Annotated in this window: 9 protein-coding genes; 4 read left to right on the top strand and 5 right to left on the bottom strand. The window is 73.4% G+C overall.

Features of this window, described 5'->3' with window-relative positions; genetic code table 11:
* Nucleotides 1–205 precede the first annotated feature (205 nt).
* The 4 genes from AB0P07_RS20140 to AB0P07_RS20125 all read right to left on the bottom strand — a co-directional run bounded on the left by AB0P07_RS20140 (nt 206) and on the right by AB0P07_RS20125 (nt 4,628).
* Nucleotides 206–1,612: an FAD-dependent monooxygenase gene (locus AB0P07_RS20140; protein ID WP_365552381.1), complete on the bottom strand. Its 1,407-nt coding sequence runs from the start codon at nt 1,610–1,612 to the stop codon at nt 206–208.
* Entirely contained in the window at nt 1,602–2,813 is a 1,212-nt protein-coding gene (locus tag AB0P07_RS20135) for an MAB_1171c family putative transporter (RefSeq protein ID WP_365552379.1), read from the bottom strand. Before AB0P07_RS20135 ends, AB0P07_RS20140 begins: the two co-directional genes overlap by 11 nt.
* 70 nt (nt 2,814–2,883) lie before the next feature.
* The gene (locus AB0P07_RS20130; RefSeq protein ID WP_365552377.1) at nt 2,884–4,068 is read right to left on the bottom strand and encodes an MAB_1171c family putative transporter; all 1,185 of its coding nucleotides are present in this window, start codon (nt 4,066–4,068) and stop codon (nt 2,884–2,886) included.
* Nucleotides 4,065–4,628 (bottom strand): toxin, encoded by a 564-nt coding sequence (locus AB0P07_RS20125; RefSeq protein WP_365552375.1) that lies wholly within the window; start codon nt 4,626–4,628, stop codon nt 4,065–4,067. Before AB0P07_RS20125 ends, AB0P07_RS20130 begins: the two co-directional genes overlap by 4 nt.
* 227 nt (nt 4,629–4,855) lie before the next feature.
* On the opposite strand from AB0P07_RS20125, the gene AB0P07_RS20120 reads away from it, so the two are divergent.
* The 4 genes from AB0P07_RS20120 to AB0P07_RS20105 are packed head-to-tail and all read left to right on the top strand — an operon-like array spanning nt 4,856 to nt 9,552.
* Nucleotides 4,856–6,214 (top strand): extracellular solute-binding protein, encoded by a 1,359-nt coding sequence (locus AB0P07_RS20120; protein WP_365552373.1) that lies wholly within the window; start codon nt 4,856–4,858, stop codon nt 6,212–6,214.
* Entirely contained in the window at nt 6,211–7,152 is a 942-nt protein-coding gene (locus tag AB0P07_RS20115) for a sugar ABC transporter permease (RefSeq protein WP_365552371.1), read from the top strand. The genes AB0P07_RS20120 and AB0P07_RS20115 overlap by 4 nt, the downstream gene beginning before the upstream one ends.
* Nucleotides 7,149–8,018, top strand: coding sequence for a carbohydrate ABC transporter permease (locus AB0P07_RS20110; protein ID WP_365552369.1), 870 nt, complete (start codon nt 7,149–7,151; stop codon nt 8,016–8,018). Before AB0P07_RS20115 ends, AB0P07_RS20110 begins: the two co-directional genes overlap by 4 nt.
* Nucleotides 8,019–8,046: 28 nt before the next feature.
* A complete protein-coding gene (locus tag AB0P07_RS20105) occupies nt 8,047–9,552 on the top strand; it encodes an alpha-N-arabinofuranosidase (RefSeq protein WP_365552367.1) in 1,506 nt (501 codons plus the stop codon).
* A gap of 12 nt (nt 9,553–9,564) precedes the next feature.
* Here AB0P07_RS20105 and AB0P07_RS20100 read toward each other — a convergent pair whose 3' ends face one another.
* Nucleotides 9,565–12,330 carry a beta-galactosidase gene (locus AB0P07_RS20100; RefSeq protein WP_365552365.1) on the bottom strand — a complete coding sequence of 922 codons (2,766 nt, stop codon included), beginning with the start codon at nt 12,328–12,330 and terminating at the stop codon, nt 9,565–9,567.
* Nucleotides 12,331–12,826 lie beyond the last annotated feature (496 nt).

Below are 12,826 nucleotides of genomic sequence, written 5' to 3'. Positions count from 1 at the left end.
GGAGGAGGCGGGGGCGGTTGTGGTTCTGCGCGTGGACGGGCTGCTCGCTCACACCCTCGCGCGGTCGAGCCCGGCGAGCACCTGGCGCTCGCCGGGGCCGGGGTCGGGGGCGGCCCGGTGGGCCGGGGGTGCCTGGTGGGGGCCGGCGGAGGCCGGGTGAGGAGGCGGGGGCGGTTGTGGTTCTGCGCGTGGACGGGCTGCTCGCTCACACCCTCGCGCGGTCGAGCCCGGCGAGCACCTGGCGCTCGCCGGGCGTCAGCGGTGGTCCGGACAGCGGCGGGAGCGGGGGGCCGGCCAGTGCGGCCAGGACCGCCGACGGGTGGAACATCCGGGTCGGCGGGGTGCGCATGCTGGTGACGTCCCAGAGCGCGGACGCCGCCGCGAAGTTGCCGGTGGCCGCCCTCGTCATGCGCCGCGTGTACGCCGTCACCGCCCGGTCGGCGAGCCCCGCCCGCCGCCCGCCGCGCGTCTCGGGGTAGAGGACGTCCTGGCCGACGGCCATCGCCCAGGCCGCGTCCACCGGGCGCGCCGCGCCCCGCAGCACTCGCCGGGCGAGTCCGGGCGCGTCGAGACGGCCGGCCCGCGCCAGCTCCCGGCCGAGGACCCGGGCGCCGAACGCGGCCACCGACATGCCCTGCCCGTAGGCCGGGTTGAAGGTGCCGAGCGCGTCGCCGAGGACCACGAGGCCCTCCGGCCAGTGCGGCACCTTGTCCACGTAGTGCCGCACATTGCTGGTGGACCGGCTCAGCCGCACGTCGGTGAGCGGTTCGGCGCCGGAGATCAGCCGGCCGACGATCGGGTCCGGCAGGCCGAGCGTGTAGCGCAGGAAGCCCTCGGGGTCGGCCGGTGGCTCACCGCCGCGCGTGCCGCCGCAGCTGACCAGCCAGCGGCCCCCCTCGACCGGCATCACCATGGAGCTGCGGCCCGGCCGGGACGCGTACGGGTCGGCGTGCACGACCGTCAGCGGGAACCGCTCCGCCCCGGCCGGCACCCGGTACAGGCGCGAGGCGTTGACCAGCCCCGAGTCCACGGTCCGGGTCCGCACGCCGGACAGCCCGAGCTCCGCCAGCCAGGGCACGATCCGCGTACCGCGTCCGCTCGCGTCGACGACCAGGTCGGCGTCGAGCACCGCCTCCCCGTCGGGCCCCGACACCCGCACGCCCCGCACCCGGCCCGCCGACCCCGTCAGACCGACCACCGCCGCCTCGCGCACCTCGGCCGGCGTGTGCGCGAGCACCGCGTCCCGCACCGTCCAGTCCACCAGCGCCCGGGTGCAGGTGAGCATGGCGGGCCCCTCGCGCCGCCAGCGGCGCAGCCAGCCCTCGGGGGTACGGGCCAGCGTGCCCGAGCTGAGGGAGATCTCGTGCGCCCCGGCGCCGAGCAGCCGCCCGCGCAGGCTCGCGCCGGGCACGATCTCCTCCATCGCGGCCAGCCCACCGGCCATCAGCAGATGCGCGTGCCGGCCCTGCGGCAGCCCCCGGCGCGGGCGCGGCCCGTCGGGCAGCTCGTCGCGGTCCAGGACCACGACCTCCGCGACGCCCGCGTCTGCCAGTACGGCTGCGGCCAGCATCCCTGCCAGTCCGGCACCGACGACGACGGCTCTACGCGACATGGGGCTCCTCGGGTTCGGTCAGGGGTCCGGGCAGGGAGGGCGGGTTCGTGCCGCCGGGCGCGCCGGCCCGGCCGGGCGGGTGGTGCAGGGCCTGCGACAGTGCCACCAGCCCGCTCGGGCCGGGCACCTCGGTGGCGTGCAGCCGGTAGGAAGCGGCGGCGTCGGGTGGTTCCTCGCGGGCGGCGGCCCGGCGTACCGCGTCGGCGAGCATCACCGCCTCCGCCGCCAGCCGGGCCTCGTGCGGGGAGCGGCCCGCGCGCAGGGCGGCGTCCCGCTCCCGTTCCCGGACCCGGTGGTCGAAGTACGGCGCCAGGGTGAGCAGGGCGTCGTGGATGGAGACCTCCCGCCACTGCAGCCGGGCCCGGGGCAGCTGCCACCGGGCGGCAGGCTGCCGGGGCGCCGTGGACACCGGCTTCACCAGCGACCACAGCGGACCCAGTCGCCGGTAGTCGTCCAGCCCCCGCCAGTGGGCCAGCACGGACGGCAGCAGCCGGGGCAGGGTGAAGCCGACGGAACACACCAGCGCCGCCAGCGACGCCATCGGCGGGGCCACCGTGGTGGAGAGGACGTCGAGGTCGTGACCCGCCCACCGCGCCACCACGGCCGTGTACTTGGCGAGCTGGAACCCCACCAGGTCCAGCAGCCCGCCCAGCACGATGAGCCGCAGCCCGGCCCGCAGCAGACCGTCCACCTCACGGCTCCACTTGACGCAGACGGCGCACATCACCAGCATCGCCGCGCTGTGCCCGAGCAGGTACAGCAGGATCATCTCCCGCATGAACGGAGTGTCCGCGTAGTAGGTGTCGAGGTCGGTCAGCCGCTCGGTGTCCGCGTCGGCGAGCAGGAACAGCACGACGATGGCGGCCACCAGCAGACCGTAGGCGGCCATGCTGCGCAGCGCCGCGCGCCGCACCACCGACCGGGGGCCGCCGCGCCAGTTGATCAGCAGCACCAGCACCGCACAGCTGTACGCGGAGAGCATGCCGTAGGTCAGCGGGGCGCCGAAGTTGGGGACGCCGGTGAGCTCGTTGACGGTGCCGAGGGTGGCCGGGGCGGCGCACACGAAGACCAGGGCACCGAGCACGATCGCCGCGCAGGTGGAGAGGGTCAGCGGGTCGCGGACGGCGGTGCGCGGACGGCGGAACAGCAGCACCGAGGTGATGCCGAACACCAGTGCCGCCAGGTAGACGACGAGACTCACGCCCGACCACTCCTCTCCCGCGGGACTTCCCCGGCCGCGACGCGCCGACCGCCCGCCGGTCCGCCGCCCGTCACGCGGTGCCCGCCCTGGTCCTGCCGCCGGGCAGGGCGGAGGCGGCCGGCACCCGCACGGTGCCGGCAAGTACGTCGGCGATCCGCGCGAGGGTCGCCGGGTCCGGTGACGGCACCGGGGACCGGCCGGTGCCGGGGGACGGGGGCGACGCCCGCCCGGGACCGGCCTCGCGCCGCAGCGCGTCGATGATCACCGCGGCCCACGCCTGCGCACCGGCCAGCCCGGGATCCCCCGTCGCCGCCAGCGCGTCGGCGCGGATCCGGTCGTACAGGTCCCCGTCGCAGTACGCGGCCAGCTGGCCGAGGGCGTTGTGGATGCTCGTGCGGCGCCACATCAGGAGGATGGCGGGCGAGGCGAACCGCGGGCGCGGCAGCCGCAGCGCCCGCCGGACGAGCAGGTCGTCCAGGGCCCGCTCCAGCGGCTCGAGCCGGACGTACGCGCGGGACGCGCGCCGCCGTTCGGCCACCCAGGGCGCCGTCAGCGGTACGAGCACTCCGACGACCACCAGGAGGGCGCCGAGACCGGCCGCGGCCGGGGAGACGGTGGTGCCGAGCGCCGACCAGTCCCGGCCGGACCAGCGGGCGCTCACCGCGACGAGCTTGACGGCGCTGTAACCGGCGCCGCACAGCGAACCGGTCCCGAGCAGCAGCAGGCCGGCCCGCAGCCCGCCGCGCACCTGCCGGGCCCAGCGCAGCGCGGACACCGTCGTGACGGTCACCGCGGTCAGGTGCGCGACCAGGTACAGCACGATCATCTGGGCGATGAACGGGGTCGTCGCGTAGTAGGTGTCCAGGTCGGTACGGCGCTCCACGGGCGCGTCGCCGAGGGCGAAGGCCACTCCGATGCCGAGGACCACGACGGCGTAGGCGAGCGTCCACCGGCGGGCGGTGCGGCGCACCTCGGGCCCGCCGCGCCAGTGGACGACGAGGACCTGGGAGGCGGCGCAGTACCCGGTGATCGCCGCGTAGGTGAGCGGCGCCGCGAGGTTGGGCACACCGCTGAGCCGGTTGACGGCCCCGACCGTCGGCGGCGCCCCGAGCAGGAAGCAGAGCCCGGCCAGCCCCAGCACCGCGCAGATGGCCCGCAGATACGGATCGTGCCGGTGCCGCAGCAGGTCGGGTGCCTTCACCGCGAGACCGAGCCAGAGCGCCGCGCAACTCGTGTAGTTGATCAGGCTGTTCATCTGGTCGTCCCGCGGTAGTTGAGCGCGGCGCCGATGCGGCCGGCGAGACTGCGCGGGCTGTCCGGGTCGCCGCCCTCCGCGGCGAACACCGAGTCGGTGGAGGCGTCCAGCCAGACGCGCAGCCGGCTGCCCATCAGCATGCCGAAGCGGTCCGCCTCCTGCTCCTCGGCCAGGGAGAAGTCGGTGCGCGCGGCCACCGGACGGTTCCGGACGACCGGCCGGTCCCGGCTGCCCGCCCGGGCGTTCGCCGCCGCCTCCCGCTCGGCCTCGGCCCGGCGGCGGCTCATGTGCCAGACCTCGTGGCAGAGGATCACGATCTGGTGCCAGACGGCCGCACGTTCGTCCACCACCACGTCGTCGTGGCTCTCGCGCTCCAGCCACAGTCCGCTCGCGGTGTGCGGCGGGAACGCCGCCCGGTGCACGACCACCTCCCGGCCCCGCCACGCGCTGACGGAGGCGACGAGTGCGTCGAACAGCACCTCGGGGTCGGCCGGCACGGCCACCCGGATGGGGTCGATGAGGGCGTCGGCGAGACGCCGCATCTCCTTCCTGGTACGCACCGCTGTCTCCTCGTTCCCCCGGGCTGTCCTCCGGCCACCCCCTGCAATATGCCAAGAGGCGTGCCCTGTCGGCCAGTTCCACGGCAGGTCCGAGGCCGTCTCTCCGCTCTCGGGGAAAGCTCTGCCCGGGATCCTGCCCGAACCATTGACGCGCAAGCGCTTCCCACCTACGTTTCCCGTTCGAAGTTACGAGCGATATCCGGTATATCGAACAGATGGGGCAGGGCATGGGACGACCTGGCCTGAATCGCAGGCACTTTCTGGCCGCGGCCGGCGGTCTGACGGTGGCGGGCAGCTTCGGCTTCGCGGCGCTCGGCACCGGCGCCGACGCGCTCGCCTCCGCAGCGGACACCCGGGTGCGGTACTGGAACCTCTTCAGCGGCGGCGACGGCTACAACATGATCGCGATGCTGGACTCCTTCCGCAGGGACAATCCCGGCATCGACGTGGAGGACTCCACCCTCCAGTGGGGCAGCCCCTTCTACACCAAGCTCGCCATGGCCGCCGCCGGCAACCGCGCGCCCGACCTCGGTGTCATGCACCTCGGCCGCGTCACCGGCTTCTCGCCCGGCCGCCTCCTGGACCCCTGGGACCCCGCCCTGCTCGCCAAGTACGGAGTGCGGGAAGAGGACTTCAACCCCGAGCTGTGGAAGCGCGCCGTCATCGACGGCAAGCTCTACGCCCTCCCGCTCGACATCCACGTCCAGCTCTGCTTCTACCGCAAGGACGTGCTGAAGAAGGCGGGCCTGCTCGGCGCGGACGGCCGGATCGTGCCGGTCACCTCCACCCAGGAGTGGTTCGACGTGCTCAAGGAGGCCAGGAAAGCCACCGCGAAGGGGCTGCAGACCATCGGGCTGTGGCACAACGACCAGAACTTCCAGTGGTGGTTCTTCGTCGCCTTCTACACCCAGCTCGGCGGCACCTGGTTCGACGACGCCAAGACCGAGGTCACCTTCGACACCGACAAGGCCGTCCAGGTCCTGGAGTTCCTGCGGGAGCACGTCGCGGACGGATACGCCAACCCCTCCTTCGGCGGCGGCGCCGGTGCCGAACAGTTCGTCAACGGCTCGCCCTTCTGCTGGGAGGGCAACTGGTCCGTGCCGGTCTTCGACGCCGCGAAGCTCGACTACGGCGCCACCCCGCTGCCGCCCGTCTTCGGCAGGCGGGCCACCCACGCCGAGTCGCACTCCTTCGTCCTGCCGCACCAGGCCGGCCGCGGCGGCGCCACCAACGAGGGCGCGCACCGGCTCGCCGCCTACGTCGTCAAGCACGCCCGGCAGTGGGCGGCCGGCGGCCACATCCCCGCCTACACGCCGACCCTGTCCACGGTCGCGTACCAGAAGCTGCAACCGCAGAACGAGTACGTCTCGGCCATGGACCACCAGGCCACCGAGCCCAAGGTGTGGTTCGCGGGCTCCACCGGCATCCTCGCCCAGCGCGTCGGCCCGATCGTCGTCTCCTCGACGACGGGCTCCGCGAAGCCCGAGTCCGCCGCCCGCCGGATGAAGAGCACCCTCGCCGAACTGCTCGCCATGAAGAACCCCATGGACGGCCGCACCGCCGCACAGGGAGGTGCCGCCGCATGACCGCCACCAGCGCCGAGACGATCGTCCGCCCGACACGTGCGAGGACCGCCGCCGACAGCGCCGGCGTCCGCCGCGGGCAGGGCTTCCAGCACGGCGGCTGGTTCGTCGCCCCGTTCCTCGCCCTCTTCGCCCTGTTCGTGGTCTGGCCGCTGCTGCGCGGCCTCTACCTGAGCTTCACCGACGCCAACATCTCCGGCGACAGCGCGAGCCTCGTCGGCCTCGACAACTACCGCGAGGCCCTCCAGGACCCCCTGATGTGGGACGCGCTCGGCCACAGCGCCTACTTCACGCTGCTCGTCGTGCCCTGCATCACCGTCCTCGCCTTCCTCCTCGCGATGCTGGCCCATCACATCGAGCGCGGCACGTGGCTGTGGCGGCTCTGCTTCTTCCTGCCGTTCCTGCTGCCGTCCACCGTCGCCGCCAACCTGTGGCAGTGGTTGTTCAACCCCGGCACCGGCATGATCAACCACGTTTTCGGCCTCGACACCCCGTGGCTGACCGACAAGTCGTACGCCATGCTCGCCGTCGTCATCACCACGCTGTGGTGGACCGTCGGCTTCAGCTTCCTGCTCTACCTCGCCGCACTCCAGGGCATCCCCGCCCACCTCTACGAGGCCGCCAAGCTGGACGGCGCGAACGCCTGGCACCGCACCGTCCACATCACGCTGCCGATGCTGCGCAGCATCACCGGCCTCGTCGTCGCGCTGCAGATCCTCGCCTCGCTCCAGGTCTTCGACCAGGCCGTCGTCATGCAGGACTTCGGGCCCGGCCCGGAGAACTCCACCCGCACCTTCGTGCAGTACACGCTCGAACAGGGCTTCACCAGCTACCGCGTGGGCTACGCCTCCGCGATCTCCATCATCTTCTTCGTGCTCATCGCGGCCGTCGCCCTCGCCCGGATGTGGCTGCTGCGCAACCGTGAGGAGGGCGGCCGATGACCACCGCCGCACCGCCGATCCGCACCCGCACCCGCCCGCGCCGGGGGTGGACACCCGGCCAGATCGTGCTCACCCTGCTCGGCACCGCCGTCTCCGCGGTGTTCCTCGCCCCGCTCGCCTGGGCCCTGTTCACCTCGCTGAAGTCGGAGACCGAGGCGGTCGAGGTGCCCACGCACTGGCTGCCGCGCGACTGGACCGGCCAGGCCTGGACGGCCCTCTTCGAGACCGGCAACATCACCAACTGGTTCGTCAACTCGCTGGTCGTGACCGTGTGTGTGACGACGATCGTGCTGCTGGTCGCCGCGCTCGCCGGATACGGCTTCGCCCGCACCGAGTTCCGCGGCAAGGGCGTCCTGATGGGCGTGGTGATGGCCGGCCTCATGGTCTCCCCGGCCGTGCTCGGCGTCCCGCTGTTCACCACCGTCCAGCAGATGGGGATGGTCGACACCTACTGGGGCATGATCCTGCCGCAGTGCGCGCCCGCCGCGATGGTCTACATCCTCTACAAGTTCTTCCAGGGCATCCCGCGCGAGCTGGAGGAGGCCGCCTTCATCGACGGCGCCGGCCGCTGGCGCGTCTTCTTCACGATCATCGTGCCGCTGTCGCGCCCCTCGCTCGCGGCGGTCGGCATCTTCACCTTCATCAGCTCCTGGAACAACTTCCTGTGGCCCTACATGGTCACCAACAACCCCGACCTGATGACCATGCCGAACGGCATCGCGACCGTCATGAACTCCTACGGCATCCAGTGGGCCCAGCTCATGGCCGGCGGCCTGATGGCGGGCCTGCCGCTGATCGTCGTCTTCGTCTTCTTCCAGCGCCAGATCGTGGCGGGCGTCGCCCACACGGGCCTGGCCGGCCAGTAGCCCTCCCACTCCGTACCGAAAGGAAAAGATGCGCCCCGCCCGCTTCACCCTCGACCCCGCCTTCACCGTCGGCGCCGTCAACCCCCGCCTCTTCGGCTCCTTCGTCGAACACCTCGGACGCTGCGTGTACACCGGCGTCTTCGAACCGGGCCACCCCACCGCGGACGCCGAGGGCCTGCGCCAGGACGTGCTGGACCTGGTCCGCGAGCTCGGTGTGACCGCCGTCCGCTACCCCGGCGGCAACTTCGTCTCCGGCTACAAGTGGGAGGACTCGGTCGGCCCGGTGCAGGACCGCCCGCGCCGCCTCGACCTGGCCTGGCGCTCCACCGAGACCAACCGCTTCGGCCTCTGCGAGTACATCGCCTTCCTCAAGAAGATCGGACCCCAGGCCGAGCCCATGATGGCCGTCAACCTCGGCACACGGGGCGTGGCGGAGGCCCTCGAACTCCAGGAGTACGCCAACCACCCCTCCGGCACGACGCTCTCCGACCTGCGCGCCGAGCACGGCGACAAGGACCCCTTCGGCATCCGCCTGTGGTGCCTCGGCAACGAGATGGACGGCCCCTGGCAGACCGGCCACAAGACCGCCGAGGAGTACGGCCGCCTCGCCGCCGAGACCGCCCGCGCCATGCGCCAGATCGACCCGGACGTCGAACTCGTCGCCTGCGGTTCGTCGAGCCAGGCGATGGAGACCTTCGGCGCCTGGGAGGCGACCGTCCTGAAGGAGACCTACGACCTGGTCGACCACATCTCCCTGCACGCCTACTACGAACCGCACGACGGGGACGTCGACTCCTTCCTCGCCTCCGCCGTGGACATGGAGTCGTTCATCGAGAACGTCGTCGCCACCTGCGACCACGTCGGCGCCCGCCTCAAGTCCAAGAAGAGGATCAACCTCTCCTTCGACGAGTGGAACGTCTGGTACATGAGCCGGACCGAGGCCCAGGTGAGCGTCCTGGACTGGCCCGAGGCGCCCCGCATCCTCGAGGACAACTACAGCGTCCTGGACGCGGTCGTCTTCGGCTCACTCCTGATCGCCCTGCTGCGGCACGCCGACCGCGTCACCGTGGCCTGCCTCGCCCAGCTCGTCAACGTCATCGCCCCGATCATGACCGAGCCGGGCGGCCCGGCCTGGCGCCAGACCACCTTCTTCCCCTTCTCCCAGGCCTCGAAGTACGGCCGCGGCGAGGTCCTCGACGTCCGCGTGGACTCCCCGACGTACGAGACGGCGAAGTACGGCGAGGCCGACCTCCTGCACGCCACCGCCGTGCGCGCCGAGGACGGCTCGGTCACCGTCTTCGCCGTCAACCGCTCCCGGACCGAGGCCCTTCCCCTGGAGGTCGCCCTCGGCGGCCTGCACCTGACGGAGGTCGTCGAGCACAGCGCCCTCGCGGACGCCGACCCCGACGCCCGCAACACCCTCGCCGACCCCGAGCGCGTCGCCCCGCACCCGGTGGACGGCACCACGCTGGCCGAGGGCACGCTCACCACCACCCTGGAACCGCTCTCCTGGAACGTGATCCGGCTGCGCTGACCCGGGCGCCGGTCAGCGGTGCCGGCCGGGGGAGGGCACGGGCTTCACCGGGACTCCTCCGGCCGCGCTGCCCAGCAGCTCCAGGCGCACCGGGCCGAGGGCCGGCGCCGCGGTGCCGGGCGACAGGACCGCGAGGGCCAGGGTGTTGGCGGCGGCGCGGGTGCGCAGGATGCCGTTCGGGAGGACGAAGGTGCGGGGGGTGTCCTTGGCGCCGCCCACGTACCCGCCCATGTTCCAGCCGTTCAGGAAGACCTGGACGCGCAGGTCCAGGTCCGGGGAGCCGTCCAGGACGAGGCCCACGGAGGCGTCGATCTCGGGTGGGACGTCCAGGCGGAACGTGGTCCGGTACCAGGTCACGCCCTGGCGCCGGTCCTCGTCCGTGGCCGTCGACGGGGACCCCTGGTCCCAGGCGCCGTCGTCGTACCCGGGCAGGTGCCAGCCGTGGCGCTCCCCGTACAGGCCGCCGTGGTTGAGCGGTCCGCGCACCGGGTCGGGAGCGGCCGCCCCCATGATCCGCCAGCGGACGTCCGGCGAGGCGCCCTCGAAGCGGGCCGAGGTCAGGCCGCGGGCCGCACGGTAGGCGTCCTGGCCGTGCTGGGTGCGCCGGACCAGGACGGACAGGACGGCGGGCCCGCTGTCCCCGCCTCGCCGCGCGCGCAGCAACTCGCGCACGGCCCGCGGCAGCCGGAACTCCGCCGTGGCCGTCCAGGTGCCCTTCCCGTCGCCCGCCCCGTCCGGCCGGTGGGTGCCCAGCGGCTCGCCGTCCAGCCAGGCCATCAGCAGCCCGTCGGCGCCCGTGCTGTACGCGAGGGACACCGACTTCAGGCCGGAGGCGCCGTCGAGGCGGGCGCGGTACCAGACGTCGCCGTAGTGGAAGCCGTAGTCGTCGGCGAAGAGCACGGGCCGGCCGTCGGGGACCGGTGTCGTGCTGTGCGAGGTGCGGCGGTCGGCGACCGGCCAGCCCTCGTCGCCGTAGTCGGGCTCGCGCTCGAAGTTCTCCGTGCGCCGCCGCCAGCCGTCGAGCGCGGGCAGGACCAGGTCGGGCACGCCCGGCAGCGGCCACACGGTCATCAGGCTCAGGGCGCGGCCGAGGCCCGACTGCACCCGCTCGCCGTTCCAGGTGACGTCGGTGATGCCGGGCGGTGCCCACACCTCCAGCTCGCGCTCGTCGACCGTGTCGCCGGTGAGCCGGATCACGGGACCGTCCAGGGTGGCCTCGCGCAACAGCTCGGGGCCGCGCACCAGGATGCGGCCCGACGGGGTCTCGTACGGCCACAGCCGCAGCGAGGCGGCGTCGTCGGCGAAGAGGAGGAGCAGGGTGCGGTCGGTCTCGCCGCTGCGCACCCGCACCCGGGTCAGCCGGTCCTCCTTCAACGGCACCATCACGTGCAGCTTGCCGTCGTCGAAGGTCCAGGCGGCCTCCTCGTCCAGCCGGGTCGGCCACGGCTCGTTCGGGCAGTCGAGGACCAGGTGGGCCATCTCGCCGGCCCGTCCCACGAAGGCGGCGATGTCCAGCCGCCCCACGCTCATGGCCAGCATGGGCTGCACCGTGGCGTACGCGAGCTTGCGCCCCGCGCCCAGGTGGAGCCCGGTGGCGAGCAGCTTGGCGTCCCGGGCGGGCACGGTGACCTCCACCTCGGTTCCGCCCATCGGCACCGACGAGGTGACGTCGGCCGCGGAGTCGTTGCGCAGGACGTAAGCCTGGGCGCCGGTGTCCGGGTTGGCCAGGCGCCGGACCTGGATACGGGCGTCCGCGGCCCGGATCGCCGGTGCCTGGCTCATCCGCGTGAAGTCCGGGACGTGGCGCAGGAGGTGGCCGAGCTGGTGGAGCGGCGCGAGCTTGGCCGTCGGGCGGCGCGCCTCGTCGATCGCGGCGGTGGGGTCGTACGTGGGGGAGGGCGCGGACGGTGCGGGCAGCCACCCCCACGAGGTGCCGCCGAACGCCATGTGGACGTTGTGCAGGGTGCTCCCGTGGGCGAGGCGGGCGAAGTGGAGCCGCCGCGCCTCGGCGGCGTCCCGGGTCCGCTCGGGCTCCTGCCGGGCGAGCGGGGAGTCGGCGTGCAGCAGCGGCACCTCGATGCCGTCGGCGCGCAGCCGTTCGCGCAGATGGTCCAGGTCGGCGCGCTCGGGGGTGTCGGCCCGGTAGAGCAGTACGGTCCCGCTGCCCCGGGTGAACTGATGGCGGGCGACGATCGCGTTCACCCGGCTCAGCCACTCGTCGGCGTGGCGCAGGTACGCGGGGTCGGTGGTCCTGGCCCGGGCCCCGACCGTCGTCAGCCAGCCGGGCAGGCCCCCGGCGTCCACCCCCGCGCCGATGTACGGGCCGGGGTGCACGACGACGTACAGAGCGCACTCGGCGGCCGTGCGCAGGAACAGGTCGAGGTCACGGACGCCGGTGAAGTCGTATCTGCCGGGGGCGGGGGAGTGCTGGTTCCAGGCGAGGCGGACGCCGACCGCGTTGTGGCCGTACGCCCGCAGCTTCTGCAGTACGTCCCGCCACAGGGACGGGCTCGGCAGCCGGAACGGATGCAGCTCGCCGGACCACAGCGCCAGCCGCCTGCCGTCCACCAGCAGGGAGTACCGGTCCAGGGCGACCCGGTGGCGCCGGCCGTCGGCACCGGGCGGGCCGGGCGGCGGCCCGGTGGGCACGGGGCCGGGGCCGGAGTAGGGCAGTGCCGCGCTGCTCACGCTGCCGCCGAGCGCGAGACCGAGGACGGTGGTGCCCGCGAGGGCGCTGAACGCTCGTCTGCCGAGCCTGTGGGGCCTGCTGAGCTCCAAGGGAGCCTCTCCTGTTGCGCGCGGTACCTCTGGATCCCGTCGGCTGCCCGGGACCGCCTGTGCCGGGCCATTGTCCCAGCGGACGCCCCGTGGTCCGGTACGAGGACCGCCGTGCGGGCGGACCGCACACACTTTCTGGGGGTGGGGCGCCGGCCCGCCGTGATGGGAACGCCCCGATGGAAATGGCCGGGAGTGCGTCTGCGCGGGCCCGGCGGTCGAGGATCACCTTGGGCGGCTTGACCTCCCGGCCCGTGGTCTCGAAGCCCTCGGCGCCCGGCACGAAGAAGGCGGGCGGCACCTGCAGCGCTCGGTGACGGTCATGCCGGCCACGCGGCGGCCGGGGAAGGCGATGCGGATGCCCACGGGGTCGTTGGCCGGGGCGACGTAGTCGGCGGCGACCACGGGAGTCCAGTCGGCGTTCCGGGAGGCCATGGTGGCGGGGGAGGGGTGGGACGGGCGCGGAAGCGGTGGCTCCCCGGTTCGAATGCATGCGCGG

The sequence above is a fragment of the Streptomyces sp. NPDC085944 genome (assembly GCF_040686295.1).
In the GTDB taxonomy this organism is placed as follows: Bacteria; Actinomycetota; Actinomycetes; order Streptomycetales; family Streptomycetaceae; genus Streptomyces; species Streptomyces salinarius.
This window is presented reverse-complemented; position numbering and strand designations above follow the sequence as displayed.

Bases quoted from the DNA above. Each gene is read 5' to 3' on its own strand.
- AB0P07_RS20140 (WP_365552381.1), bottom strand. From the start codon at position 1,612: ATGTCGCGTAGAGCCGTCGTCGTCGGTGCCGGACTGGCAGGGATGCTG.
- AB0P07_RS20130 (WP_365552377.1), bottom strand. From the start codon at position 4,068: ATGAACAGCCTGATCAACTACACGAGTTGCGCGGCGCTCTGGCTCGGT.
- AB0P07_RS20120 (WP_365552373.1), top strand. From the start codon at position 4,856: ATGGGACGACCTGGCCTGAATCGCAGGCACTTTCTGGCCGCGGCCGGC.
- AB0P07_RS20115 (WP_365552371.1), top strand. From the start codon at position 6,211: ATGACCGCCACCAGCGCCGAGACGATCGTCCGCCCGACACGTGCGAGG.
- AB0P07_RS20110 (WP_365552369.1), top strand. From the start codon at position 7,149: ATGACCACCGCCGCACCGCCGATCCGCACCCGCACCCGCCCGCGCCGG.
- AB0P07_RS20105 (WP_365552367.1), top strand. From the start codon at position 8,047: ATGCGCCCCGCCCGCTTCACCCTCGACCCCGCCTTCACCGTCGGCGCC.